This is a genomic window from Rhodanobacter sp. FW106-PBR-R2A-2-24, from assembly GCF_058789615.1.
In genome coordinates this window covers 625,896-652,688 of the sequence record NZ_JBYTBV010000002.1, presented here as the reverse complement: position 1 = coordinate 652,688, position 26,793 = coordinate 625,896, and the positions used below count along the sequence as shown (strand labels likewise).

Below are 26,793 nucleotides of genomic sequence, written 5' to 3'. Positions count from 1 at the left end.
ATGCGGCCGTTCTTCGATTTCAGCGCGCTGGCGCATCGAACAGGTCGCTGCGCGGCAGGTGGCCTTCCAGCGCTAGCAGCTTTTGCTTGATCCACAGTCCACCGCTGTAACCGGTGAGGCTGCCGTCGGCGCCGATCACGCGGTGGCAGGGCACGATGATGGGCAGGGGGTTGCGCCCGTTCGCCGCGCCCACCGCGCGCATCGCCTTGGGCTGGCCCAGGCGTCGCGCCAGCTCGCCGTAGCTGGTCGTCGCGCCGAACGGGATGTGCCGCAGCGCCTGCCACACGCTTTGCTGGAACGCCGTGCCCTGCGGGTGCAGTGGCACGGTGAACACCTGCCGCGTGCCGGCGAAGTATTCCGTGAGTTGTTGTCGTGCCGGCGCCAGTCGCGCGGCGTCGCGCTGCCAGGGTTCGTCCGCGTGCGGACGCTGCTCCTGCTCGAAGCAGATTTCGCGCAGGCCGCCTTGCGCGTCGGCCACCAGGGTCAGCGTGCCCAGCGGGCTGGGCAGGGTGTCGTAGTACAGCGTGGGGGTGGGCTGGATCATGGGTGGGCCTTGTTGTTCCGGGTGGAAGCGGCGCGCCACAACTGCATCACCGCGTAAGCGCGCCAGGGGCGCCAGGTTTCGGCCAGTGCGGTGAGCGCCCTGGCGCTCAGGGCGTCGTCGCCGGGCGCGGCGACACGGCGCAGCACCAGGTCGGCGGCGGGGAAGGCATCGGTGTGGCCCAGCGCGCGCATGGCGATGTAATGCGCCGTCCAGTCGCCGATGCCGGGCAGCGCCGTCCAGCGCGCCACGCTGGCATCCAGCGCCCGGCCGCGGTCGAAATCCACGCGGCCGTCCAGCACCGCGCGGGCGATGCCGCGGATCGTTTCGGCGCGGGCGCGCGTCACGCCGACATCGGTGGCATCGGCCTGCGCCAGCGCGGCGGGCGTGGGGAACAGGCGATCCAGTCCCGCTGGCGCTGCCTGCGCCAGCGGCTCGCCCCAGCGCTGCAGCAGGCGTGCGGCCAGCGTACGCGCGGCGGCCACGCTCACCTGCTGGCCCAGCACCGCGCGCACCGCGATCTCGAAACCGTCCCAGCAGCCCGGCAGGCGCAGGCCGGGACGCTGGCGCAGCAGCGGGCGCAGCGTGGCTTCGCCGCGCAGCACGCTGGTGATGGCTTGCGGGTCGGCATCGAGGTCGAACAGGCGCCGCACGCGCGCCACCACGTCCTGCAATTGCGCCGGTTGCGGACAGTGCAGTTCCAGCTTCAGCGCCGGCTCCTGCTCCGGCCACGCGCTCACGCGCAGCCAGCCGGGTGCGTCGGCGGGGCCGAACACGCGGCGGTAATCGTGCATGCCCACGACCTCGATGCCGGGCAGCGCGCGGTCGCGCAGAAAGGCCAGCAGGGCGGCGAAGTCGTACGGCGGGCGGTAGGCCAGCTTGAGCGTCAGCACGTCGCCAGCCGTGGCGCAGGGATGGCGACGCAGCTCGCGCGGCGCGATGCGGTTGGCCTTGGCGAACGCCGCATTGAAACGGCGCAGGCTGCGAAAGCCCGCGGCCAGCGCCACCTCGGTCACCGGCAGCGCGGTTTCAGTGAGCAGTTGCTTGGCGAACAGCAGTCGGCGCGTGGTGTGCACGCTGATCGGCGGCGCGCCCAGCGCGTCGGCGAACAGCCGGCGCAGCTGCCGTGCACCCACACCCACGCGCGCGGCGAGTTGATCCAGCGAACCCTCGTCCAGCGCGCCGGCTTCGATCATCTGCAGCGCGCGTGTCACCACGTGGTCGCCGTGCCGCCACAACGGGTTGCCGGGCGCAAGCTCGGGTCGGCAGCGCAGGCAGGGGCGGAAGCCGGCGGCCTCGGCCGTCGCCGCGTCGGCGTAGTAGCGAACGTTTTCGCGCCTGGCTGGCGGCGCCGGGCACACCGGACGGCAATAGATGCCGGTGCTGCGCACGGCGGTGAAGAACAGACCGTCGAAGCGCGCATCGCGGCTCAGACGGGCCTTTTCGCAGATGCGCGGATCGGGCAGGGCAGGGGCGTCGGACATGCCCGCAGGCTAGCACCGGCAGGCGGCGACGACTCGCCGTTTTCGGACACGGATGCCGCGTGTGGCCCTCAGGCGACGGCGTACTCGCCCATGCGCGCGTCGGGGCGGATCATCAGTGTCTGTTCGCCCGCGATCAGCTGCAGCTCACCATCCTGGATCAGGCATTGCAGGCGCATGGCGCGCTCGCACAGTGCGGCCAGTTGCTGCATGTCGGCGTGGTCGATCACGAGCACGCTGAGCCTGTCGTGGCGCGCGAGCGAGCCGGCGATCTTGTTCCACCACACCTCGGTGGCATGGCCGCCGTAGGCCAGCACGACCACCTGCTGCGACTGGTTGCAGGCCTTGCGCAGGCGCGTTTCGTCGGGCTGGCCCACGTCGATCCACAACTCGATCTCGCCGGTGTACGCCTTGCGCCACAGCGCCGGTTCGTCGGTGTCGCTGAGCCCCTTGCCGAACTCCAGCCGCTCGTCCGCATACAGCGCGAACGCGAGCAGGCGCGCCATCAGTCGCTCCTCGGTTTCCGACGGATGCCGCGCCAGCGTCAGCGCGTGGGTTGCGTAGTAATGCCGATCCATGTCACTGATCGACAGCTCGGCTTTGTGGATCGTGGCGGTGAGTGCCATCGGGGTTCCCGGCGAAATGCAGTCGGCCATTCTACGCGAGCCGCTAACATGCTGGATTTCGGATGGATCACGCATGCCCGCGAACGCCGCCAGCACCGTGCACCTGCCGCCGGGGCCATGGGCCACGGTGCTGGATGCCTTGTGCGCGCAGTTCGCGGCCATCGACCGCGCCACCTGGCTGGACCGCATGGCGCGCGGGCGTGTGCAGGATGGCGATGGCCGGGCGCTGACGCCGACCACGCCGTACCGCGCGGGCCTGTGCGTGCGCTACTGGCGCGAGGTGGCGCACGAGGCGGCGATCCCGTTGGCCGAGGCCATCGTGCATCAGGACGAACACCTGCTGGTGGCCGACAAGCCGCACTTCCTGCCAGTGGTGCCGGCCGGGCGTTTCGTCGAGGAAACCCTGCTGGCACGCCTCGTGCGGCGCACCGGCAACACGGCGCTCGCGCCGCTGCATCGCATCGATCGGCTTACCGCGGGGCTGGTGCTGTTTTCCACCAACCCTGCCAGCCGCGCGGCGTACCAGGCGCTGTTCCGCGAGCGCACCATCGTCAAGCGTTACGAAGCGCTGGCGCCGCCGCTGCCGGAGCTGGCGTTTCCGCTGATCCGGCGTTCGCGCATCGTGGCGGGCGAACCGTTCTTCCGCATGCGCGAAGCCGAGGGATCGGCGAACAGCGAAACACGCATCGAGCTGCTCGCGCGCGGCGACGGCGACTGGCGCTACGCGCTGTATCCGCACACCGGGCGCAAGCACCAGTTGCGCGTGCAGATGGCCGCGCTCGGTGCGCCGATCCGCCACGACCCGCTCTACCCGCAGTTGCAGGCGGCGGCCGCGGACGACTACGCGCGCCCATTGCAACTGCTGGCGCAGATGCTGAGCTTCGACGACCCGCTGCAAGGCGGGCGGCGCCAATTCGAAAGCGCGCGCATGCTGGATCAGCTCGCCGGCGAGCGCGGCGCCTGCCCGAGGCCTACCCCCGACGCCGGCTGACCATGCTCGCCAGCATCCCGTCGCGCCGGATCAGGCCGTGATACAGCGCCGCGGCGTCAGTCGCTGCGACGCCAGCCAGCCGCCGACGTAGCCGAAGGCGAGCGCGCAGCCGGTGACGGCGGCGACGATCACGCCCACGCGCCGACGCGGCGGGCAGGCGGAAGGGTGGAGAGGTGGGGATAGCGCATGGCGGGTTTCGGCCCGGGGAGGGAGTGGACAGCGCCCGTGGATCGGCGCTGCAGCGTCCTTCGCCCCGATCCGGCGCGCGGTTACATGCCGTGCGCGAAAGGAACCTGCGCCAGCGTCGCCGCCACGCACCACGCCACCACCGCCAGCGCGGGCCAGCGCGCGAGCAGCATCAGCACGCCGACGGCGGCAATCAGCACGTCCAGCGGCGCGTGGATCGCGCTCGTCGCCACCGGGTTCACGAACGCGGCGGCCAGCAGGCCCACCACCACCGCGTTCACCCCGGCCAGTGCGCGCGCCGCAGCCGCACGTTGCGCCAGCGCGCGCCAGAACGGCAGCGCACCGGCCACCAGCAGCAGGCCCGGCGCGAAGATCGACAGCACCGCCACCGTGGCGCCCAGCGCACCGCCCATGCTGCCCGGCAGGCGCGCGCCGAGGAACGACGCCAGCGTGAACATCGGCCCCGGCACCGCCTGCGCCGCGCCGTAGCCGGCGAGGAACGTGTTGCTGTCGAGCCAGCCGGGGTCGACCACCGAGGCCTTCAGCAGCGGCAGCACCACGTGGCCGCCGCCGAACACCAGCGCGCCCGCGCGGTAGAACGCGGCCGCCACCCGGCCCAGCGGCGGCAGGCCGGGCAGGAACGCCGCGCCGAGCGCGAGCAGGCACAGCGCGATCAACACGAGGCCGCCGCGCCGTCCCCAGCCCAGCGCAAACATCCCGCCCGTGCGCGCCGACACGCCGCGGCACAGCCACAGCCCCGCCAGCGCGCCGCCGGCCACCACCGCCAGCTGCATCCACGGCGCGCCGCTGGCCAGCACCAGCAGCGCCGCCGCCAGCGCCAGCGCGCGCCGCGTCCAGTCCGGCGCGAGCGTGCGCGCCATGCCCAGCACGCCGTGCAGCACCACCGCGACCGCCACCAGCTTCAGGCCGTGCACCAGCGCGTTGCCCCAATGGCCTTCCAGCGAACGACTCGCCAGCGCGAAGCCGAACAGCAGCAGCGCCGAGGGCAGCGTGAAGCCCACGAACGCGGCCAGCCCGCCCAGCCAGCCCGCGCGCAGCAGGCCGATGGCAAAGCCCAGCTGGCTGCTCGCCGGCCCGGGCAGGAACTGGCACAGCGCCAGCAGCTGGCTGAAGTGTTCCTCGTCCAGCCAGCGCCGCCGCTCGACGAACGCGCGGCGGAAATAGCCCAGGTGCGCCACCGGCCCGCCGAACGAGGTGAGCCCCAGCCACAGGAACGCGGCGGCCACCTCGCCCGCGCGGCCGCGCGTCGTCGCCGTGCTCATGCGCACTCGAACAGGGCCATGAAACCGAAGTCCATGTGCAGCTGCATGTGGCAGTGGAACAGCGACAGGCCCGGCTGGTCGGCGCTGAAGTCCACCTCCATCGTCTGGTAGCCGCCCAGCATCGCTACGTCCTTGCGCACGCCCGCGGTGGGCTGGCCGGCGAGGCTGGCGATCTCGAACGTGTGGCGGTGCAGGTGCATCGGGTGGATGTCGTCGCTCGCGTTGTGCATGCGCAGGCGGTAGCGCCGGCCGTGCGCGAGGCGGAAGCGCGGCGTGCCGGCGTGCATGTCGAACGCCTGCCCGTTGATGGTCCAGCGGTTGAAGCCGCCGTCGGCCGCGTTCTGCTTCGCGAACGTCATCTCGATCGTCTCGTCCGGCGCCGCGGCCGTCGCGCCGGGCCTGGCGAAGCGGCGGTAGTCCCAGCCGAACGGCGGCGGTGCCTCCCAGCGCGGCGCGCCGCGCTGGCCGGCGTACTCCACCACGATGCCCATGCCGCGCGCGCGGTCGTCGTCGGCGAGGTCGCCCAGCACCCACACGCCGGGGCGGCGCATCTCCACCACTGCGCTGATGCGCTCGGCCGTGCCCAGCCACAGCACCGGCACCTCGGCCGGGTGCGGCACCGGGTTGCCGTCCAGCGCCAGCACCTTGAATGTGTGGCCGGGCAGGGCGAGGCTGCGGATCTCGGTGGCGCTGGCGTTGATGATGTGGAACAGCACGCGCTCGCCCGCCTTCACGCGGATCGGCTCGCCGTGGCCCAGCATGCGGCCGTTGATCGCGAACGCCTGGTAGCCCACCTCGTAGCCGTGCCTGTCGCCGCGCGCCAGCGAGGCCTGCATCGCGCGTTCGCCGCGCGCCTTCAGTGCCGGGTCCGCCGCGGCCGGGCGCAGGAAATCCATCGCCATGTCGCCGCCTTGGCTGAAGAACGGGTCGAACTCCTTCAGCGTCAGGAACACCTCGCGGTCGTACGCGCCGGGCTCGCGGCGCGGCTCGATGTACACCGGGCCCACCTGGCCGCTGTACTGCCCGCGGGTGAGGTCGGCGCCCGCGACCACGTGCGTGTGGTAGAAGCGCAGGCCCGCCGGCCCCGGCACGAAGCTCAGCCGGCGCATGCCGTGCGGCGGGATGACTGGTGTGCCTTCCTCCGCCGCGCCGTCCACGTCCATCGGCACGGCTTGCCCGTGCCAGTGCAGCTGCTCGGGCAGGTCGGTGTCGTTGTGCATGTCCACCGTCACGCGCTGCCCTTCGCGCAGGCGCAGCAGCGGGCCGGGCACGCTGCCGTTGTACGCGACGGTGGAGACGATGTGGTCCGGCGCCAGCTCCACCAGGCTGCGCGCGATGCGCAGCGTGTGGTCGGCGCGGCTGCTGAGCGGGAGCGTCGATGCCGAGGCCGATGCTGCGCCCGCCTGCGGCGTGGCCCGCGCGCCGGCGCCGGCGGCCAGCGCGCCCAGCCCGGTGAGCTTGAGAAAGTCGCGTCGATCCAGCGTCATGGGCGATCTTCGGGGACGATGTTCCGCCAAGCTTACGGCGTTGTTCGCCCGCAGGTTTTTCCGCCGCCATGCGGCAGCGCCACTTTCCATGCGGGGGAGCGCTCGCCACAATCGGGTTTTCATTGGTTCCACGAGATCGCCATGAACGCCCCCACCCGCATCGACACCACCCGCACCATCCGCGCGCCGCGCGGCAGCGAGCTTTCCTGCAAGAGCTGGCTCAGCGAGGCGCCGTTCCGCATGCTGCAGAACAACCTCGACCCCGAGGTGGCGGAGAACCCGGCCGAGCTGGTGGTGTACGGCGGCATCGGCCGCGCCGCGCGCAACTGGGAGTGCTTCGACGCGATCTTGAAATCGCTGCGCGAACTGAACGACGACGAGACGCTGTTGGTGCAATCCGGCAAGCCGGTCGGCGTGTTCCGCACGCATGCCGACGCGCCGCGCGTGCTGATCGCGAACTCCAACCTGGTGCCGCACTGGGCGACGTGGGAGCACTTCAACGAGCTCGATAAGAAGGGCTTGATGATGTACGGCCAGATGACGGCCGGCTCGTGGATCTACATCGGCTCGCAGGGCATCGTGCAGGGCACCTACGAAACCTTCGTCGAGATGGGTCGGCAGAGTTACGGTGGTTCGTTGAAAGGCCGCTGGATACTCACTGCGGGCCTGGGCGGCATGGGCGGCGCGCAGCCGCTGGCGGCAACCTTGGCCGGTGCGTGCTCGCTGAACATCGAATGCCAGCAGAAGAGCATCGACTTCCGCCTGAAGACCCGCTACGTCGACGAGCAGGCCACGAACCTCGACGACGCGCTGGCGCGCATCAGGAAGTACACGGAAGCTGGCGAAGCGAAGTCCATCGCGTTGCTCGGCAACGCCGCCGACGTGCTGCCCGAACTCGTGCGCCGCGGCGTCAAGCCCGATGCCGTCACCGACCAGACCAGCGCGCACGATCCGGTCAACGGCTACCTGCCGCAGGGCTGGACGGTCGAGCAGTGGTTCGAGCGCCGCAAGAGCGATCCGGCCGGCACCGCCAAGGCCGCCAAGCAGTCGATGAAGAAGCACGTGGAAGCCATGCTCGCCTTCCACGCGCAAGGCGTCCCCACCTTCGACTACGGCAACAACATCCGCCAGATGGCCAAGGACGAAGGCTGCGACAACGCCTTCGCGTTCCCCGGCTTCGTGCCCGCCTACGTGCGCCCGCTGTTCTGCCGTGGCATCGGCCCGTTCCGCTGGGCCGCGCTCTCCGGCGACCCGGAGGACATCTACAAGACCGACGCCAAGGTCAAGGAACTCATCCCCGACGACAAGCACCTGCACCGCTGGCTCGACATGGCCAGGGAACGCATCAGCTTCCAGGGCCTGCCGGCGCGCATCTGCTGGGTGGGGCTGGGGTTGCGCGACAAGCTGGGCCTCGCGTTCAACGAGATGGTGCGCAACGGCGAGCTGAAGGCGCCGGTGGTGATCGGACGCGATCATCTGGATTCCGGCTCGGTGGCGTCACCGAACCGGGAGACCGAGGCGATGAAGGACGGCTCGGACGCGGTGTCCGACTGGCCGCTGCTCAATGCGATGTTGAACGTGGCCGGGGGCGCGACCTGGGTGTCGCTGCATCATGGCGGCGGGGTGGGGATGGGGTATTCGCAGCACTCGGGGGTGGTGATTGTGTGCGATGGTTCCGAGGAGGCCGACAAGCGGATTGCGCGGGTGTTGTGGAACGATCCGGCGACCGGGGTGATGCGGCATGCGGATGCGGGGTATGAGGTTGCGGTGGAGTGTGCGAAGGAGCAGGGGTTGAAGTTGCCGATGGTGTGATGGCCTACTCATTAATAACCTTAAGGCAGATACAATGGCATTGAAAGAAAAGTCTCTAGTCGTCAAGAATTTCTCGTGTATCGAGAAGGCTAGTTTTCAAATAAACGACTTGACGTTAATCATTGGGCCTCAAGCGAGCGGCAAAAGCGTTCTGTGCAAGTTGTTTTATTTCTTCCATTCAATTCCAGACGAGCTTCCACGATGGGTACAGGATGTGAGTAAAGGAGGGGATCTGAAGGGTAGAATTTTAGAGCGATTCTCTGAGTGGTTCCCGCCGAGCAGCTGGGGAAATCGCCAATTTTCAATTATCTATTCGACTGGGGAATTTTCCCTTTCAATAACTAAATCTCGGAGTCGGGACCCGAAAGCTAAACTGGTCGGATCCAAGAAGTATGAGGAATTATTTAGTAAGTTAGTTAGTACCTATAAGTCTAGCAGGGATAGCAAGGCGGCAAGAGAAAGTGCTGAAGTAGATAGTGGCTGGAGGCTTTACTCCGTACTTGACAAGACGATTGATTCGTTAATGGGCGACGAGAAGCCGCTTGGCCAGCTGTTTATCCCTGCGGGGCGTTCGTTCTTTACCAGTGTTGGAAAGATCGTCGCCGCGTTCGAGGCGGGCGGCATCCTCGATCCGGTGGTTTCACGATTCGGCAGACTGGTCACCCAGTTGCGCGAGCACGCATTTTTTGAAGGCGAGCCAAAAAATAAAAATTTATCCATCATTGAGGACTTGATAGGAGGTCATGTAGTCCGAGAGCGTGGGCGGGAGTTCTTGTCAACTCCTGACGGTAGAAGTATTCCATTCTCGGCACTCTCGTCCGGTCAGCAAGAGCTCCTGCCGTTATTTGATGGGCTTCGCTTCTCTCAGTTTTCGGAACAAAATAACCTTGTTTATGTTGAGGAGCCTGAGGCACATCTATTTCCAAGCGCGCAGACTGACTTGGTCGGGATGTTTGCGCAGCTGATCAATAGTGGCAAAAGAAAGGTTGTATCACGATCGAGAAATAAGAGAATTGCGAATCGTCAAATTGTTTTGACAACTCATAGTCCTTATGTCTTGGCGAAAATAAACAATTTAATCAAGGCGGGAGATCTTGGCACCCGTGCGGTTGGTGAAAAGAGAAAGCTCCTCGAGAATATAGTCGACCCGTCCTGCTGGATTAGTCCAGGGAGCGTTTCCGCGTACAAAATTGTCGATGGTAAGCTTTCCTCCATAATTGATGATTATGGCCTGATAGATGGTGACTATATAGATAGTGTGTCAGCGACTACTGGAATCGAATTTGATTCGTTGATTGACATTGAGGTATCTCTATGAGTTGCAAGGCTCATAGAATGCGGACCTCGGTCTCTAACATAAAGATTGAGGATCATGGGATGTCCGCCGTCTTTGCAAATCAGCGGAGGCAGGTACACTACATTATAAAGGTGGATGGAGGTTTGGTCGCTCAACAGCGCGCGGCTGATTATGTTGTTTCCAAGCCAGGGGTTGGAGATTTGGTGGTGGAGTTGAAGGGGAAAGATGTGGGCGTTGCTTGTAAGCAAATCGAGGCGACGCTGGGCGTAATGAATAAATGTAAGGAGAAACGATCTCCAATTGCTGGGTTAATTGTTTGCACACGAGTGCCGTGCTTTGATACTAAAGTTCAAGGTTTGAAGAACTATTTTGCGAAAAATTACAAGAGCCGCCTTGCGGTATGCTCATCAAAAAATAAGTTCGACTTTGAAAAATTCTTTGGCAGATAAGGTCTGGGTTTCGTCGCCGAAAACGATGTCAGGTTCACTTCTTGACTCTTGGTAAGTAAGGCAAAAACACGGGTCAGACTACACTTTATTTAATTAAAAGGGACGTGGCTAATTAAATTCGGTCAGGTTCACTTATTTGGCTTCTGGAAGTGCACTGGCCCCGTTCTTGGCGCCCGGCGAGTACCGCAGCGGAGCCGGGCTGGCCGAGGCCTCGGGTGCCAGTATCAGCTGCTCCAAACGTGTAGTCTTTCGCCCGAACCGGCAGCCTGACCTCAGATACCGGCGCACTTCCGACTGCCAGCCCGCATGGAGGACGCATGAACAAGCACGCGCGACATGGCCTTCTGGCCGCCGGTTTCCTTCTGAGCCTGACCTGCATCGCCAGTCCGCAGACACGCCCGGCGCCCGTCGCCGGGCACAGCCAACCCACGGCTGAGAACCGCGCGTCGATGGAGACGATGCAGATCCCCAGCCACGGCAAAGGAATGAATGCGCTGGTGTACGTCGCCGCTGGTGTCGGCCCGCACCCCGCCGTGATCCTGCTGCACGGCTTCCCTGGCAACGAGCGCAACCTGGACCTGGCGCAGGACATCCGTCGCGCCGGCTGGGACGTGCTCTATTTCAACTACCGCGGCTCATGGGGTACGCCCGGCGATTTCTCTTTCAGTCACGGCATCGAGGACGTCGCTGCGGCACTGACCTACCTGCGCCAGCCGGCCGTGGCGAAGAAACTGCGACTGGACCCCACGCGCATCGTGCTGATCGGCCACAGCATGGGCGGCTTCATGGCCATCCACGCCGCCGCGGCCGATCCGCGCGTTAGAGCCATTGGCGTGATTTCCGGCGGCGATCTTGGCGGGGAGTACCAGCACCTGCGGCGCGAGAACGCCAGCGCCAACGCGACGGAGAAGATGGCGACCGCCCTAGCCGACGAAGGCATGGCCCCGCTGCACGGCTGCACGCCCGAAGGTCTCGCGCAGCAGGTGGCCGCGCACGCCACCGACTGGGTGTTCACCATGAAGGCGCCGGCACTGAAGGACCGCAACGTGCTGGTGGTCACCTCCGACGACGGCCTGGCCAACTTCAACGACGCTTTCGCCGACGCCCTCCGCAAGGCCGGCGATCGTCATGTGACCACCACGCACCTGGCTACCGATCATGCCTATTCCGACATGCGCACCGAACTGTCGAAGACGGTACTCGCATGGCTGGCTGTAATTAAAGGGGATGTGGCTAATTAAGTTCAAAAACGGGAGACGTGGCTAATTACATCCGGCCGTCGTCTGGCAGGGCCAGTCGCCCGCTTGGCCAAATCAGCCACGCCCCTTTTGTGCTTTTCTGGTGCGGGTTACGGCTTGGGCCGCGGGGTGGTTGCCACGCTGGGTGGCAGGATCGGCAGCGCGATCTTCGGCTGATCGCCGGTCAGAGCCCCGAGGAAAACCTCGATCTTGCCGACCTCCTCGTCGCTCAGCTTCGCGCCGAGCTGGCTGCTGCCCATGATCGCGACGGCCTGGCGAAGATCCAACACTAGAACCGGGTCAGGTTCACTTATCGGAGGGGGAAAGTGAACCTGACCCCGTTCGGTTGAAATTGTCCCTGACACCATTCTTGGGTCAGGCTGGACGTTGAGCGACGGGTCAGAGCACCTGAGCCAAAGGCGACGATGCGAATAGGAGTGTCGCCGGCACCGCTTTCACCCCGAGCAACCCCCGCAGCAGATGCTCGGCAGCTGCGCGATCTGTTCCGACTTCACTGTCCAGCCGGTTCGCTGCAGCACCGTGATCAGGTCGCTCACGGGTACCCACGACGATATGCGCATGATCAGCCCGCTCATGTCGAGATCGACCAGCGCGCTCGAATCGATATCGTACAGGGCGTTCTGGACGACCTCGGGAGCGGGGCTGGCCGTGGTCAGTGCGATCTGAAATTCCATGATTGGCCTCGTTGGACCGGTGGTTTTGCTCTATCGCATGCTCCCCGATCAGCGCGGTTGGGGTCTTGATCCTGGTCAGAGGGAAAGGTGTCCAGAGGGAAAGGTGTCAGAGACAATATCTCTGCAATAAAAGGGGCGTGGCAAATTACATTCGGTCGCCGTCTGGCAGGGCCAGTCGCCTGCCTGGCTAAATCAGCCACGACTCCCTTTCTGCTTTTTGGTACTGGTTACGGCTTGGGCCTCGGGGTGGTGGCCACGCTGGGTGGCAGGATCGGCAGTGCGACCTTCGGCTGATCGCCGGTCAGAGCCCCGAGGAAAACCTCGATCTTGCCGACCTCCTCATCGCTCAGCGTCGCGCCGAGCTGGCTGCTGCCCATGATCGCGACGGCCTGGCGAAGATCCCACACCTTGCCTGTGTGGAAATAGGGTGCGGTCAGCGCGATGTTGCGCAGTGAGGGCACCCGGAACACGTATTCGTCGCTGACCGTCTTGGTCACCGCGAAGCGCCCCTTGTCCCCCGGCGGGAGAATGTCGGCACCAGGCCGCTCGACCACGCCGAACGGGGCGTACATGCCCCCGCCCACGTTGATGCCGTTGTGGCATGCCGCGCAGCCCTTGTTGATGAACAGCGTCAGGCCTTCCTTCTGGCTCGCGTCGAGCGCTTTCTCGTTGCCCTTGAGGTAGCGATCGAACGGCGCGTTCGGCGTGATCAGGGTGGCCTCGAACAAGGCGATGACCTTGCGCACGTTGTCGAACGTGATCGGATCGGGCACGCCTGGATAGGCCTTGGCGAACGCGGCGGCGTAGCCGGGAATCCCCTTGAGCTGTTCGACTGCATGGGCCTCGGTGGTGTCCATCTCGACCGGGTTGACCAGTGGACCGCCGGCCTGCTGTTCAAGGTCCTTGGCACGCCCATCCCAGAATTGGGCGACGTCGAACACCGCGTTGTAGACAGTCGGTGCATTGCGACCACCATGCTGCCAGCGATGACCCAGCGAAGTCTCCTGCAGGTCGACCCCGCCCATGCCGACCATGTGGCATGAATTGCAGCTGATGGCATGGCTTTCGGACAGCCGGGGCTCGAAGTAAAGCATCTTGCCGAGCTCCACCTTCGCCGGGGTCGCCGCATTGCCCGGTGCAAAACGCCAGCCGGTTAACCACCTTTGCCACAGCGATTGACCGCGGCCGGCAACCCAGCTGACCACCGTCGCCTGCGGCGCTATCCAGCTTCGCCAACAGACTATCCACCGCCGGCACCTCGCTGCCCGGCGCAGGCAGTCTACTGACCGCTGCGGTTTTTCACCCGCCGCATGGATTCGCCCTTCAGATCCAGCTTAACGCTGCTGTGGACGAGCCGATCGAGGATCGCGTCGGCCATTGCTGGATCGTTTATGTAGGAGTGCCAATCCTTGACGGGCATTTGACCCAGGATGATGGTGGCGCCGCTGCCCACCCGATCATCCAGCACTTCGAGCAGATCCGAGCGCCCGCGATTCGTCAGCGCGGTCAACCCGAAGTCGTCGAGGATCAGCAGTTGCGCCTTGCTGAGCTGGTTGCGCTGTCGCGCGATGGTTCCGTCCTCGTGCCCGATGGCCATCTCTTCCAGCAGCCGGGCGGTTCGGCGGTACGCAACCGTGAAACCCAAGCGCGCGGCCTGGACGCCGAGGGCGCAGCCGAGCCAAGTCTTGCCAGTGCCGGTGGCGCCGGTGATGAGCACATTCCGGTGTGCGCCGATCCAGAAGCCGGTCAGCAGATCCGCCATCACGGCTTTGTCCAAACCACGCCCCGGCCGATAGTCGATCTCCTCGGGTGCGGCGATGACCTTGAGCTTGGCGTTCTTCAGAAGGCGCTGATAGCGTTGGTTGTCACGTTGCGCTTTTTCGGCCTCGACCAGCATTTGTACGCGCTGCTCGAAAGCCACGCTGGCGAACACGGTATCGCTCATCTGGTGGGCGAACGCCTCGGCCATGCCGGCGAGGTGCAAGTCGCGCAGTTGCTCGATGGTTTGCAGGTGTGACATGAGGTATCCCCTATTCGTAGTCGGTGGCGCCGCGCACGTTCTGGTGCGGTGCGATGGGGTCGTTGGCCGCCGCGTCGTCTTGCAGCGGTGTGTTCTCGATGCCGCGCGACAACATCGAGCGGACGGAGGTGATGGTGATCGCGCGCATGCGCAGGGCCCGCGCGCAGGCTCGGTCGAGCCGTTCCGTGCCGAAGTCTCGGGCCAGCCGTTTGAGCCCGCGGAAGGCCTGCATCGAGGCGGCAGCGGAATGGGCTTGCTGGTGTTGCTGCATGAACTGGTGGACAGACGGCCCGACGGTTTCCGCCCAGGCGACGAGCTCTGCCATCTGCTCTTCACCGTACAGCCGGTGCGCAGGCGGTTGGTGCTCCTTCTTGATGAACACGCCATCGACACCGAACGAACGGCGATGCGTGGCCACCAACTGCCCGCGGTGATACGCCTCGACCGTGGTCGTCGTGACCCGCAGATTGACCTTGCGCGCCACCAGGCTGAAAGGCACTGAGTAGTAGTTGCGCTCCCAGACGACGCAGTAATCCTGCGGAACCGTGACGCCAATCTTCCACTCGGCATACTCGTAGGGCTGCACCGGCAGCGCGCGCATCGCTGGCCGATCCAGCTCCTCGAACAACTCGTTTCGGCTCATGCCGCCACGCGTGCGCATTCCTTTGCTGTTGAGGCGTACCAACAGCTCGTCGATTGCCTGGTTGAGTTCGGGGAGCGAAAAGAACGTGCGGTTCCGCAGCCGCGCAAGGATCCACATCTGGGCCAGGCGAACACCACCTTCGACGGCCGCCTTGTCCCGCGGCTTGCGCGCGCGGGTGGGCATCACCGTCAGGTTGTAGTGGTCGGCAAAGGCCTGGTAGGTGGGGTTGATGTAGTGGCCATCCTTGCGGGAGATGCTGACCACGGCGGACTTGAGGTTATCGGGGACGAGGTAGAGCGGGACGGCACTGAAGAACGCCAACGCGTGCACATGCGCATCGATCCAGTCGGGCAACTGCTGCGTCGCCGTGCAATAGGCAAAGGTCTTGCGGCTGGAGCCCAGGACGCCGACCCACAATTCCGCCGGCGTCTTCACGCCGGTGTCGGGATTTGTGATCGAGGGGCGCTTGCCCGAGTAGTCGACGAAGAGTTCTTCGCCCGGGCGTCGCACCTGGCGCATGACCACGCCGAGCGTGCGCTTGTAGCGGTCGTGGCGTCGCCGGAATTCCCGATCGGACATGGGCTCGGTGTCGAGTGAGGAGGCGTATTCCTCATACAGCAGCGTGATCGTCACCCCGGGGCGGGAAAGCTCCTGATGGACGTGAGACCAGTCCGGTTCCACGAACTTCTTTCGTATCCGCTCACGGCCGTTGTTGAGGCGCGCATCGAGCGCTTCTTCGGAAAGTTCGCTCACACGTTCCCAGGTCAGCCCTTCTTCTCGCAGGCGGTCGCGGTAGCGGCCGGCGGTGTGATGGTGCACATGGCAGATCTGTCCGACCTTGCGGTTGGACAGGTCGGTGATCAGCAATAGCCGGCATAAGCTCTTCAGAACCATGTCAAATTCTCATGCGGAGGGGATCGGGCGAGCGCTGCCGTCCGTCGCGCCGCCGTTCAGGGCGGCGCGGTTGACAGGATCGGCGGGGGCGCATGAGAATGCGTACGTCGGTGGTCACTCGACAATGGCAATCTCAAAGGGCTGGCGTTTGCAGACGCTGGCCCTTTTTGCGCTCGCGGTTCGGGGTGGGTTAACCGATGGCGGTTCCGGGCGAGGCGTTTCCTGTGGGCGAAGGCGGGGCGGCGCGCTGGAGCACCGGGTAGCGATCCGGCCAGAGCTGATCGGGTGTCGTCGAGAGCGTGGTCGCGATCTGTGCCTCTATACGCTGCGAGCGCCGATATCCTTGGCTCACCGAGGTGACAGTCGTCGGCTGCACGCCGAGTTCTCTCGCCACTTGCGCCAATGAACTGCCCGCCTGCCGCAGGCGTGCCTTGATCCGTTCATGGCGTTTCCTTTCGTGGCGCAAGTCGTTACCCTCTACGGCATGTATGAGACTCAATATAGGCATATATGAGTAGCATTGCAACGCCAGAACAAAACGCTGCTATGGGTCAACGACTGGTAGCTGTGCGGGCCAGCACCGGCCTGAGCCAAGGCGCCTTCGCCGATACCCTGGGATTGTCACTGCGTGCGTATGCCAACTACGAGCGCGGCGAACGTGAGATGCCGGTCGCGTTGTTTCGTGCCTTGTACGAGACCTACGGTATCGATCCGGTCTGGCTACTGGCTGGTCCCGGTGAACAGCCGATCAAAGCGGCCACGCGCACGATGGACTTCGCGCTCGTCGATCAGATCATCCGATGCGTTGATACCGAGCTAGCCACATTGAGCAAGAAGCTCAAGCCAGCCATGCGTTTGCGGATACTGAAGGCTGCCTATGCTCTGAGTACCGAGAAGGGGCGTGTGGAGCCGGGACAGGTGAAGGAACTACTCGCCATCGCGGTGCGCCGATGAACGAACGACCCGAGCAAGATGGGCACTCGTACCGTTCCGTCATTCTTTTTCCCAGGAGTAGTTCGTCCATGAAAGAGCACGACATCAAGTGGAACCAATTGAAGTCCGAGTTGGTGGATGCCGTCCGCGAAGGCGCGGCGGATGCGGAGGTGCTCTCGCTGGAGGCTCGTGACCGCTTGGCACAGGAAGAAGAACGGGCCTTCCGTACGCGCTTCCGATGTGATCGGCCTCAACTGGATCGGCAAAACCTGATCCGTCTGAAGCATGAAGCCGACCTCACGGATCGGGAAATACGCCTGCTACTGTTTACACACTCGCTTCGTTTTGGCAGCGAAAGCGTGCACTTTGCGGCATCCCTGCGCGGCTTGGCCTTGTTCGGCCGTATCGTCATGGGCTTCCTGGGATTCGAATTGCTTGAGGCATGGTACCTGGCCTCGCATTCGCCGCTGCCCGTACCGGTTTTGCTGCTTCGTCTCGTCGGCGTCATGGCCATGATGCTGGCGATGGGCTGGGGTGTGCAGCAGATCTACCTTAGGCCGCGACAGATTCAGTGCCGTGTATCTGTGCGGTGCGGCGGGGCTACGGACGAGGGCTTGTGGCGTCGCCTATGGCGTTGCCGATGAGGCACTGAGGTCGATGAGACGATAGCAGGACAGTTCATCTCGGCGCAAGATCTTGCTTGTTGACGTCTATGCGCAGGCGAAGAGATAGTGCGTGTGATCGCCTGCCGCGATGCGGCTCATGGCGACATCATCGAATCAGGGCCTGGGGAGTCGCTGATGTCAGGGAAGACAAGGGGCATGAAATCGTTCCGTAGCCCGGTCAAGACTACAGGTCTTGAGGTTTGTGGACGCCATTGGCGCAAGGTGACCACAGGTCTGGCGCTCACCTTGTTGCTTTTGCTCAACCGCGCTGCACGCGCGGCGGATGGCAAACCTTTGCAGCCCATTTGCAGTGCTGATCGTTGTGGCCTGCTCGTCGACGGCGCTTATCCTCACCTGGTCATTGGCCGGCTCGCGAGCGTGGGCACGCCGGCGGACATGAACCAGGTTTTCCACTGGGCCAAGTCGCACGGCTACTGGAAAAGCCTGCCCGTTTCGATAACACCCTACCTGCACGATGTGCAGATGGTGACGATCAACGTGCCCAAGGGAACAACCAACCAGTCGTTAACGCTCTTCATGCTGCGCACCGAATTCACCGCCGCGCCGTATCACGTGGGCGATCTGGTGCGTTACGCCCCGCACGACGCCGCGCACGACGAAGCCGCCACCGGCAGTGCCGACGACCTCACGCTCTTCCACGATCTGACCGGTTGCGTGGCAGTGCTTTGCCAGAAAGGCGATGGCGCCTGTTTGGCGCGCTACCGGCAAGGTGCGTTTCGTCACACCGACGGCCAGCAGGTCAGCACCACCTCGGGGCGGCCTGTTTCTCCCAGCACACGCATCGATCCGATTTCGCTTCTCCCCCTTCACTGATTCAACGGCGTTGGTTCACCGAACGTCGCTCGCATGGATAGAGAGAACCTTATGAAGACGCTGAGCAAGCTACTTTTAACGATGATCCTGGTCATTACCACGATGCAAGCGTGGGCTGGCGTCACACAGGCCAACGATCCCAATGCCAACGCGCCGTGCGACAGCGCCGACAGCAATAGCTGCGGGTCTGCCCATGGCATGCCGGTGTACTCCTTCAAATCGCTGCTCGCTGGCCTCAACATCCGCGATACACCGATTGGCTACACCCCGCCGCTGGGACCGACGGTGGAGACCACGATTGCCTACAACGAGCGCGAAGCCGACCAGCCGGTAGTGTTCGATACCTTCAGCGTCGGGCAGAAGTGGACGCTCAACTGGATCAGCTGGATCCAGGATGATCCGAGCAACCCAGGCAGTCAGGTGCTGCGCTATGTCTCGGGCGGCGGCGGCTGGCCCTACAGTGGATACAACGCAACCACCGGTGCGTTTTCGCCCGAACCGGACAACGGCGCGGTGTTGGTCATGACCTCCAGCAACCCGGTCAGCTACGAACTGCGCTACGCCGATGGCAGCAAGGACGTCTTCGCCATGCCGGACGGCGCGACTACCTACCCGCGCAAGGTGCTCCTCACCCGGATCGTCGATGCGCAGGGCAATGCCCTCACGCTAAGTTACGACAACCAGCATCGCCTAGTCACAGTGACCGACGCGATCGGCCAGCAGACCACCTTCACCTACGGCAACAGCACCGCGCCCCTGCTCGTCACCGGCATTGCCGATCCGTTCGGTCGCCACGCAACCCTGGCCTACGACAGTCAAGGGCGTCTAGTGTCGATCACCGACGCGATCGGCATGACCTCCACCTTCACCTACGACAGCGCCCTGTTCGTGCAGGCGATGACAACGCCCTACGGCACCACCACCTTCGCACACACCGAAGGCGCCAACGGCAATGCCACGGAGTTGTCGATCCAGGCGACCGATCCCGCCGGGCATACCGAGCGCACCGAATACATGCCCGGTGCGCCCGGTGCACCTTTCAGCGTGTCGCAGGCGCCGAGCGGCATGAATACCTTCAATGCCTACCTCAACTACCGCGACTCGTATTACTGGGACAAGAATGCGTTCGCGGCGGCCTGCACGGTGAGCAATGGCACGACCAGCTGCGACTACAGCAAAGCGCGCATGAAGCACTTCCTGCACGCCTATCCGTGCTGCTACTACACCTCGCGCGTGCTGGAGAACGTCAAGTATCCGCTGGAAGGCATGATCTGGTACGACTATGCCGGCCAGCCGGGGCCGTACTATCCCGGCACGCTGAACCTGCCCAGTGACGTGGGTCGGGTGCTGGATGACGGCAGCAGTCAGGTCACTCACTACACCTACAACGCGTACGGCAAGGTCACGTCCAAGATCGACCCCGATGGCCGCGAAACCACCTATACGTACGCACCCAACGGCGTTGACCAGATCCAGGTGCAGCAGAAGACCGCGAGCGGTTTCGATACGCTGGCGAGCGCCACCTACAACGGCCAGCATCAGCCGCTAACCACGACCGATGCGGCGGGCGGTACCACCACCTACACTTACAACGCCCGCGGCCAACGCACCTCGGCCACCGACCCTCTGGGCAACATGACGCGCTACCAGTACGACAGCAACGGCTACTTGTTGGCCGTCATCGACGCGCTCGGGCATGTGTCGCAGCGGTACACCTACGATGCCGAAGGCCGCGTCGCCACCAGCACTGATGCTGCGGGCTACACGCGCCAGTTCCAGTACGACGCGCTCAATCGCGTAGTATCCGTCAGCTATCCCGACCACACCTCCACCCGGTACACGTGGAACCGCCTAGACCTCGTGGCCGTCACTGACCGCCAGGGCAACACCACCCACTACGGCTACGACGCCGTACGCAACCTCATCGCGGTCACCGACCCGCTGGGCCACGTCACGCAGTGCACCTACTACGCCAACGGCAAGCGCCACACGATGACCGATCCGAACGGGAACGTCACCACGTGGACGCGTGACCTTGAAGGCCGGGTGACCGCCAAGACCTATGCCGATGGCAAGGGCTCGACGTACGCATATGACGGTGTTGGCCGTCTGATTAGCCAGACTGATGCGTTGGGGCAGACCATGGCGTACAGCTATGACCTGGCTGACCTGCTTACTGGAGTGCAGTACCTGCATGCCGTGAACCCCACGGCGGCGGCATCCTACCGCTACGATCCCTACTATTCCCGCCTGACTGGCATGACGGACGGCTTGGGTAACACCGGCTTCAGCTATGTGCCAGCCGGTCAACCTGGCGCCCTCAAACTGGCACAGGAGACGGGGCCGTTCAGTGCGAATGACAGCGCGCAGTATGCCTACGATGCGTTGGGCAGGGTCATTCACCGCACCACGGACGTGACGGTGAGCGATACCTACGATGCGTTGGGTCGGTTGAGCGAAGAAACCAACCCGCTTGGCAACTTCCAATACAGCTACCTCGGCGACACCGACCAGCTGACGTGGCGGGTGCTGATGACGCCCTCCGGCCAGCCCGGCCTTGCGTTGAACATGGAGTACGAGTCCAACCGTGGTGACCGGCAACTGCATCGTCTGATGTACCTGGACGTCAAGGGGCGGCGCCTGGAGGCCTTGCAGGAATATGCTCACAGTCCCGAGCATCTGCTGACAGCCGCCAAACTTGAGTGGCCGCGGCTGCGCGAAGGGAGGGATCACGATGGTGACGGCAATCACGACGATCGGGCCGATACCATTGATGCGGAACAGGCGGTAGCGAACGATTTGCAGCACGACTACGGTCACGATCGCGACGGATGGGGCCATGACGGTCGCGATGACGGGAACAACGAAGATGGTCGTGGTGACAGCGAGCGGTATCGCTACGATGCGGCATACCGACTCACGGATGTGCGCGGTGACGATCGGGATGCCAGCCGCTTCGACTACGACGCGGCCGGCAATCTGCTGAAGGCGGCGGGTGCCTCGTTCTCCCTCACGGCCTCTGCCAACGCGCTGAACCAGCTCAGCACGGTCAACGGCATGTCATGGCAGTACGATGCGGATGGCAATCTGATCAGTGATGGCGTACATCAGTACACATGGGACGCGGCTGGTAGGCTGGTCAGCCAGACCAATACCGCAACCGGTGAAGTCACCCGTTACGGTTACGACGGCTGGGGCCGGCGCTTGATGATCACCCACCAGAACGGCGCTGCCAGCACGCAGGCTCGCTATCTGTGGTGTGGGTCGGCGGTTTGCCAGGTGCGTGATAGCAACGACGTGGTGATGGCGGACTACTTCGACCAGGGTGAAATCCATGGGGTGCAGGCGCTGTACTACGTGCGCGACCAATTAGGCAGTGTGGTTGGTGCGACGGACGCCAACGGCAAAATGCTGGGCACTGCCAAGTACGGTGCGTATGGCGTCACAACACGGGCAAGGGGTATACATCCCGACTACGGGTATGCAGGTATGCTGCATGACCAAGGATCAAGTCTGTTTCTGACGCAGTACCGTGCTTATGATCCAGCCGTAGGCCGCTGGCTCAGTCGCGATCCGATTGGGGAAGAGGGAGGGGAGAACATTTACGCCTACGTAGATGGAGATCCGTTGGGCTCGATCGATCCATTGGGCCTAGCTTCGTCGGGACAGACATGCCAAGCCGCGTGGGCGGCCGCTGGGGCCACATGTGGTGGAGTTCTAGGAGGAGTGCTTGGCGGGGCGGGCGGCGCAGTGGGTGGTGGTGCTGCATGCACGCTGGTTGCGCCTGGTGTAGGTACTGTTGGATGTGGCGTTGCTGGAGGAGAGTCTGGTGGTTCTGCAGGTGCTGCAGGTGGTGCTGTTGCGGGCGGTGCCGTCGGCAATTGGCTTGGCGGAAAAATGTGCAATAAGGCTGATAACTCCTGCCCACCGTGTTCGCCCCAAGTGGGCACGATTGGTTACCGCCTTGATAAAGTTCCCCCAAGCAAACCCCATTACCCTTTCCCGGGTGATCACGTACACCTGTATCGAATGAACCAGAATCCCAATAACTGTCAGTGCTTTTGGTCTGCGATTGGCGTGACAGAGCCGCCGCCGCCACCCGGGGCAGTGCCTCTGTGAGAAAGGGAGGCGGCGCGTAATGAAATATGCAGATGGGAAAGAAGTCAGGCTAGGCGATCATGTGGCATTAGGGGGGGGGCGCGTAGGAGTTGTTGTATGCTCTATCGACACGAATGAGTACACCACGCTCTTTCCACAAGAACAGTGGAGCTATTTGCGTTCCGGTGTGATAGTCAGAATGGCTGGGGCTGGATTAATCCACTACCTTGAGCCAGATGAAGACTTCGAACAATTGCCGGGAAGTTCGGCACCGCGTGAATGACCTGAGTACCGAACAAGGCGCCTCTGGAGGCGCCTTGTTTATTTCATTGGTGTTCGTCCATCACTGGATCCTCTCGCCTCCCAATGAGGGGAGGCGGTGGACTCTATGGCTGCGAGGCGCCACTCAGTGTCGCCACAGTCGAGTTCACCGCCTTCGGCTCTACCAGGGCGGCGGGTGTCGGCTGCGCTACCTGCAGAAGCAGCAATAAGGAGGCGGAGGAAATTAATTTGCAACCGTCACAGACATGCTGGGCCACGTCACGCTGCACGCCTACTACGCCAACGGCAAGCGCCACACGATGACCGATGCGCGCCGTCAACCAGAACCTTGCGGTTAGAAAAAGGGCTGCAGGGAAATATGGGGTAAAACCTCACTGCCAAGCTGGGGCACATGCATCGAACGCCCGCCTCATGCGGGCCTTCGATGCATGACGTTTGGCGGTAGGCAAGACATAGCGGTTCATGGTCGGCCACGTCAGTGACGCGGTCGCGTGTTGAACGACGACAGCAGCAAGATCACGCATTACAGCTACGACGTTCACTGGTCAAAAAGCTGCTGCTGCTGGTCAGTTCACTTGCCTGAAATGGTCAGCCGTGTTGGCAACAGATGGTCAGCTCGATGGCAATACGCAGCCCGGCAACGGCGGCGCGTTGGCGGGTATCGGTTTGAACAGACCCTGGGCCTGCTTCATCAATGCATTTTGCGACCATGCCTGGCCTGTTGCCAGGGAGGCGAGAACCATCAGTGAAACCAGCTTGATCGGCGACATGAGCTGACCCTCCGCAGTAGGGTGTCAAGTGAGATCATCAATGTCTGTGGCGTATCAAGGAGACCATGGAGATACGGGAACGCGGCGCGGAACCGATGGCCTGGATGGATGTCGCCGGGATCGTCGGCTTGCCCGTCGTCCTGGCTCAACCGGAGCCTCCGGCTGTGCCTGTCGATGCCAGATCGCGCTGGCAACACCCGGATGTTCGGGTCATCGGCGCCGACGCTTGTTGACCGAGATCAACAATGGAGATTTCGAAACGAAGGCAGGCGTCCGGCTTGCGACCATCGCTCCGTCCTGTCCGCCACAGCAAAAACGGGGTCAGGTTCACTTATCGGGTGGGGAAGGTGAACCTGACCCCGTTCGGTCGACCCCGTTCGGTCCGCAGCGGTTTGATGGAGCGCGCCGGTTCGTGTGGGGCGCAGCTCCAAGCCGGTTTCTGGCGTGGCCGCGCATATTTGGACGGGCGGCCGCGGGGCACGGCCAGCGGATAACGGCCCGTCAGTCATAATGGCGGGCCATTTTTCCGTCAGCGAGCTTTTCCACGCATGAAATCCCCTGCCAGCCTGCAGGCACTGGTCGACGACGGTGTGATCGATGAAGTCCTGCGTCCGCTGAAAAGCGGCAAGGAGGCGTCGGTCTATGTCGTGCGCACGGGCGACGAAGTGCGTTGCGCGAAGGTCTACAAGGACACGGCCCAGCGTAGCTTCCAGCAGCGCGTGCAGTATCAGGAAGGCCGCAAGGTGCGTGGCAGCCGTCAGGCTCGCGCGATGGGCAAGGCCACCAAGTTCGGGCGCAAGGAGGCCGAGGCGGCCTGGAAAAGCACCGAGGTGGATGCGCTGTATCAACTGGCGGGCGCGGGCGTGCGGGTGCCCCGGCCGTACGGCTACTTTGGCGGCGTGCTGCTGATGGAGCTGGTCACCGATGCCGATGGCTTTTCGGCACCGCGGCTGGGCGAGGTGGAACTGTCGGCACAGACGGCGCGCGATTACCACCGTTTCCTGATGCGCCAGGTCGCGTGCATGTTGTGCGAGGGACTGATCCATGGCGACCTGTCCGAATACAACGTGCTGGTGGCAGCCGATGGCCCGGTCATCATCGACCTGCCCCAGGTGGTCAGCGCCGCCGGCAACAATGCCTCGCGCACCATGCTGCGGCGGGACGTGGGCAACATCACGATCAGCCTGTCGCGCTTCGCGCCGGAGTTGCTCGATACGCACTATGCCGAGGAGATGTGGGCGCTGTTCGAGCAGGGCGAGCTGCGGCCGGACAGCGAACTGAGCGGCCACTTCGAGTTCGACGAGGGCACCGTGGACGTCGACAGCGTGATGCAGTCAATCATCGATGCGCGTGAGGAAGCCCTCATCCGCCAGCAGGGGCGCGAGGCGGCGCAGGCGGAGGGTTGAAGCTGGCGCCGAGCGGTGCGCGATGGCGTCGGTCAGCTCTTGGCGGCCTTCTTGGCGGCCTTTTCGGCTTTCTTTTCCTTGGCCGTCTTCAGGGGTTTCTTTTTGCCGCTCTTTTTCTGGTTCATGCCTTTCATGGGATGCTCCTGTGGGCGGGGATTCGCCGCAGGATCATGGTGACAGCTTTGGGTTGTGCCGGTCTGTTTTCTTCCGGCCGGGGCACCCGGCCCAGCAGGATTGCCTCACGAAAACGGGGTCAGGTTCACTTGTCGGGTGGGGAAAGTGAACCCGACCCCGTTCGGTCGCAAGCCGGAGTCCCAGAAACTTCCGTCACGTGTTCAACGCGGTCTCGATGCCATCCCATCCGGGGCATACGCCGCTCGTGCAGGCTTACGCACAATTCTGCAGCGAGTCCGCGTCAAGTAGTTTCCAGTCTCCTGCGATATTCACGAAATAGTAGCGAGCAACTGTCGTAATTCCATCAGTGTGAGGATCAGGTGTATAGTCGGCGCCCCGTAGCTCGACCACCACGAAGTCCGGCGAGGCGTCGCCTTCCAAGGTAACGGTGTAAACGATGACTTGGTACGGATTGCCCTCCGGCGTGATTTCCATCAGGTTCTTGGGGATGGCCCTGAGCGTATGCACCTTTCTTTGAATTCTCGCTCGCGAAAGATTCAGGGGGTGTGGCGTGCGGAAATAGAGCAGCAAGCCGGCGGTCGGGAGGTTTGTGACAGAATATGGAGAATCAGCCCTTCCCTCGAGATGTGCCCCGATCTTTAAGCTACCGCATTCCTCCGTTGCCTCTGAATCACTGAAATAGTGGTCGCGTTCTTCGAGCCAGGTCTTCTGGGTTCGAATGCGGCCATCATGATAGATGCCTATGTCATATACAGGCTTTACAAGGGAAAGCTTCACATCGCCAACGTCCCAACTTCCATAGATGTAAGGGACGTCGTAATTGGGGGCGACTGCATAAGGCTTGCCTGTCGCTTCTACCTTGTATGGAATTCGGAAAAGCGCGCTCAGCTGCTCCGTTGTATTCAGCATCGCACCGATCTCCGTAGCAGAACGAAATCGGTACGTGCTGATAGCTGGCAAGTAGTGCAGTTTCGGGGAGAGTACATCTGACAGGTCCTGGTACTCATACGGGTCAGGATTCTTTGCGGTTAACGCCTTGGCATCCGGATACGTTGGAGCGTTCGACACGCTTTCCAGCATGCCGTTGCGAGCCGTCGCCTTCATCGCCTCGAATTCAGGTACTGGAAAGCGCACGAAGATCGGGGGTTTGTTGGACTGCTCGTCCGCCCAGGCCTGCAAACGCTCGCCTTCCTTCTTACGGGCGACGGTCGAAAGCATGCGCTGCTCGAGTTCCGAACCGGCTGCCCATAGTCGCGCGTAGCTCGGCTCGATCCAGAATGCGCGCAAGGGCGACGGCTCGATGTGATCTTGGTTTTCGGTCGAGTCGGTTATTTCAACGTCGCGGAGGCTCAGCGGCTTTGTGCCGAGATAGCGGCACACAATAAAACCTTCGTGCGCGCTGCCCCACGTGATGGCACAGTAGCGGCCATTTTCGTTGGCAAGCCGTACCTGTGTATTCGTGATCAGATGGTCGATGACACGGGACTTGTCGTCGGGATCTTCATGAATATTGACATAAGAGCCAACCACCCAGCGACTGTCCTGCACTGCTATCGGGCCGGCCTGCGCAGGCAAGAAACAGCACAGAGTGAAAGCGGCTGCGCCCAGCCAAGCTGGATAGGCGTGATGTTTGGCGTATGTAAAGAAGGTTTTCATGGGATTCTCATCACGGATTCGCTTCACCGCATCGGTGATGCAAGAGTCCGCTCTATGCTGTCGGTAAACAACTGTTTTGCAATACGATTCGCTATGCTGCGAATTTGATGGTCCCACCCAGATTTTGTGCGGAAAATGGTGCCGCAATGGTATGCCATGCGCCAACCCCAATCCACTGATTTCGAAAACGGGGTCAGGCTCACTTATCAGGTAGGGAAAGTTAACCTGACCTCGTTCGGTCTTGCCGGGTATCCAATTGAGCGTGGCGAGCGCGTGGTGTTTGCCGTCGACGTCGACGGTGGCATCGGTCGGCGGAGTGAGCGTCATGCCAGTGGGTACCTACACCAGCTGCCAGTAGATCGCGCTACTGT

Annotated in this window: 24 protein-coding genes; 11 read left to right on the top strand and 13 right to left on the bottom strand. The window is 63.3% G+C overall.

Annotated features, from left to right (window positions below):
• Nucleotides 1-19 precede the first annotated feature (19 nt).
• From AC3WQA_RS04125 to AC3WQA_RS04115, 3 genes are all read right to left on the bottom strand, one after another.
• Nucleotides 20-544, bottom strand: a complete 525-nt coding sequence (locus AC3WQA_RS04125) for a methylated-DNA--[protein]-cysteine S-methyltransferase (protein WP_492673819.1) — start codon at nt 542-544, stop codon at nt 20-22.
• The gene (locus AC3WQA_RS04120; RefSeq protein WP_492673818.1) at nt 541-2,025 is read right to left on the bottom strand and encodes an AlkA N-terminal domain-containing protein; all 1,485 of its coding nucleotides are present in this window, start codon (nt 2,023-2,025) and stop codon (nt 541-543) included. The genes AC3WQA_RS04125 and AC3WQA_RS04120 overlap by 4 nt, the downstream gene beginning before the upstream one ends.
• A 68-nt stretch (nt 2,026-2,093) precedes the next feature.
• Complete coding sequence (locus AC3WQA_RS04115; protein WP_492673817.1) at nt 2,094-2,648, bottom strand: YaeQ family protein; 555 nt, start codon at nt 2,646-2,648, stop codon at nt 2,094-2,096.
• Nucleotides 2,649-2,721: 73 nt separating this feature from the next.
• Here AC3WQA_RS04115 and AC3WQA_RS04110 point away from each other — a divergent pair, with 73 nt between their 5' ends.
• Nucleotides 2,722-3,639, top strand: coding sequence for a pseudouridine synthase (locus AC3WQA_RS04110; RefSeq protein WP_492673816.1), 918 nt, complete (start codon nt 2,722-2,724; stop codon nt 3,637-3,639).
• Nucleotides 3,640-3,908: 269 nt separating this feature from the next.
• Here the strand turns inward: AC3WQA_RS04110 and chrA are convergent, their stop codons facing one another.
• The gene (gene chrA / locus AC3WQA_RS04105) at nt 3,909-5,108 is read right to left on the bottom strand and encodes a chromate efflux transporter (RefSeq protein ID WP_492673815.1); all 1,200 of its coding nucleotides are present in this window, start codon (nt 5,106-5,108) and stop codon (nt 3,909-3,911) included.
• The gene (locus AC3WQA_RS04100) at nt 5,105-6,595 is read right to left on the bottom strand and encodes a multicopper oxidase family protein (RefSeq protein ID WP_492673814.1); all 1,491 of its coding nucleotides are present in this window, start codon (nt 6,593-6,595) and stop codon (nt 5,105-5,107) included. The genes chrA and AC3WQA_RS04100 overlap by 4 nt, the downstream gene beginning before the upstream one ends.
• A 141-nt stretch (nt 6,596-6,736) precedes the next feature.
• Between AC3WQA_RS04100 and hutU the strand changes: the two genes are divergently transcribed.
• From hutU to AC3WQA_RS04080, 4 genes are all read left to right on the top strand, one after another.
• On the top strand, nt 6,737-8,407 hold the full coding sequence (hutU, locus tag AC3WQA_RS04095; RefSeq protein ID WP_492673813.1) for a urocanate hydratase: 1,671 nt from the start codon (nt 6,737-6,739) through the stop codon (nt 8,405-8,407).
• Nucleotides 8,408-8,441: 34 nt separating this feature from the next.
• Entirely contained in the window at nt 8,442-9,725 is a 1,284-nt protein-coding gene (locus tag AC3WQA_RS04090) for an AAA family ATPase (protein ID WP_492673812.1), read from the top strand.
• 59 nt (nt 9,726-9,784) lie between these two features.
• Nucleotides 9,785-10,153 carry a hypothetical protein gene (locus AC3WQA_RS04085; protein WP_492673811.1) on the top strand — a complete coding sequence of 123 codons (369 nt, stop codon included), beginning with the start codon at nt 9,785-9,787 and terminating at the stop codon, nt 10,151-10,153.
• A 317-nt stretch (nt 10,154-10,470) separates the two neighbouring features.
• Nucleotides 10,471-11,394, top strand: a complete 924-nt coding sequence (locus AC3WQA_RS04080) for an alpha/beta hydrolase family protein (RefSeq protein WP_492673810.1) — start codon at nt 10,471-10,473, stop codon at nt 11,392-11,394.
• Nucleotides 11,395-11,501: 107 nt separating this feature from the next.
• On the opposite strand, the gene AC3WQA_RS04075 is transcribed toward AC3WQA_RS04080, so the two are convergent.
• The 6 genes from AC3WQA_RS04075 to AC3WQA_RS04050 form a co-directional block, all read right to left on the bottom strand.
• Nucleotides 11,502-11,678 carry a hypothetical protein gene (locus AC3WQA_RS04075; protein ID WP_492673809.1) on the bottom strand — a complete coding sequence of 59 codons (177 nt, stop codon included), beginning with the start codon at nt 11,676-11,678 and terminating at the stop codon, nt 11,502-11,504.
• Between the two features lie 168 nt (nt 11,679-11,846).
• Nucleotides 11,847-12,086, bottom strand: coding sequence for a hypothetical protein (locus AC3WQA_RS04070; protein ID WP_492673808.1), 240 nt, complete (start codon nt 12,084-12,086; stop codon nt 11,847-11,849).
• Nucleotides 12,087-12,313: 227 nt separating this feature from the next.
• Nucleotides 12,314-13,258: a cytochrome-c peroxidase gene (locus tag AC3WQA_RS04065; protein WP_492676313.1), complete on the bottom strand. Its 945-nt coding sequence runs from the start codon at nt 13,256-13,258 to the stop codon at nt 12,314-12,316.
• Between the two features lie 107 nt (nt 13,259-13,365).
• Nucleotides 13,366-14,106 carry an IS21-like element helper ATPase IstB gene (gene istB, locus AC3WQA_RS04060; protein WP_492673247.1) on the bottom strand — a complete coding sequence of 247 codons (741 nt, stop codon included), beginning with the start codon at nt 14,104-14,106 and terminating at the stop codon, nt 13,366-13,368.
• A 10-nt stretch (nt 14,107-14,116) separates the two neighbouring features.
• On the bottom strand, nt 14,117-15,643 hold the full coding sequence (istA, locus tag AC3WQA_RS04055) for an IS21 family transposase (protein WP_492673248.1): 1,527 nt from the start codon (nt 15,641-15,643) through the stop codon (nt 14,117-14,119).
• A 190-nt stretch (nt 15,644-15,833) separates the two neighbouring features.
• Nucleotides 15,834-16,151 carry a helix-turn-helix domain-containing protein gene (locus AC3WQA_RS04050; RefSeq protein WP_492673249.1) on the bottom strand — a complete coding sequence of 106 codons (318 nt, stop codon included), beginning with the start codon at nt 16,149-16,151 and terminating at the stop codon, nt 15,834-15,836.
• Nucleotides 16,152-16,189: 38 nt separating this feature from the next.
• On the opposite strand from AC3WQA_RS04050, the gene AC3WQA_RS04045 reads away from it, so the two are divergent.
• From AC3WQA_RS04045 to AC3WQA_RS04025, 5 genes are all read left to right on the top strand, one after another.
• Nucleotides 16,190-16,597, top strand: a complete 408-nt coding sequence (locus AC3WQA_RS04045; protein ID WP_492673250.1) for a helix-turn-helix domain-containing protein — start codon at nt 16,190-16,192, stop codon at nt 16,595-16,597.
• A gap of 68 nt (nt 16,598-16,665) precedes the next feature.
• Nucleotides 16,666-17,220: a hypothetical protein gene (locus AC3WQA_RS04040; RefSeq protein ID WP_492673251.1), complete on the top strand. Its 555-nt coding sequence runs from the start codon at nt 16,666-16,668 to the stop codon at nt 17,218-17,220.
• 177 nt (nt 17,221-17,397) lie between these two features.
• Nucleotides 17,398-18,075, top strand: a complete 678-nt coding sequence (locus AC3WQA_RS04035) for a hypothetical protein (protein WP_492673252.1) — start codon at nt 17,398-17,400, stop codon at nt 18,073-18,075.
• A gap of 51 nt (nt 18,076-18,126) precedes the next feature.
• A complete protein-coding gene (locus AC3WQA_RS04030) occupies nt 18,127-22,194 on the top strand; it encodes an RHS repeat-associated core domain-containing protein (protein WP_492673253.1) in 4,068 nt (1,355 codons plus the stop codon).
• Between the two features lie 19 nt (nt 22,195-22,213).
• A complete protein-coding gene (locus AC3WQA_RS04025) occupies nt 22,214-22,456 on the top strand; it encodes a hypothetical protein (RefSeq protein ID WP_492673254.1) in 243 nt (80 codons plus the stop codon).
• Between the two features lie 610 nt (nt 22,457-23,066).
• Here the strand turns inward: AC3WQA_RS04025 and AC3WQA_RS04020 are convergent.
• The gene (locus AC3WQA_RS04020) at nt 23,067-23,225 is read right to left on the bottom strand and encodes a hypothetical protein (RefSeq protein ID WP_492673807.1); all 159 of its coding nucleotides are present in this window, start codon (nt 23,223-23,225) and stop codon (nt 23,067-23,069) included.
• Nucleotides 23,226-23,773: 548 nt separating this feature from the next.
• Between AC3WQA_RS04020 and AC3WQA_RS04015 the strand changes: the two genes are divergently transcribed.
• Complete coding sequence (locus AC3WQA_RS04015) at nt 23,774-24,631, top strand: PA4780 family RIO1-like protein kinase (protein WP_492673806.1); 858 nt, start codon at nt 23,774-23,776, stop codon at nt 24,629-24,631.
• A 387-nt stretch (nt 24,632-25,018) separates the two neighbouring features.
• On the opposite strand, the gene AC3WQA_RS04010 is transcribed toward AC3WQA_RS04015, so the two are convergent.
• Nucleotides 25,019-26,749 carry an SH3 domain-containing protein gene (locus tag AC3WQA_RS04010; protein WP_492673805.1) on the bottom strand — a complete coding sequence of 577 codons (1,731 nt, stop codon included), beginning with the start codon at nt 26,747-26,749 and terminating at the stop codon, nt 25,019-25,021.
• Nucleotides 26,750-26,793 lie beyond the last annotated feature (44 nt).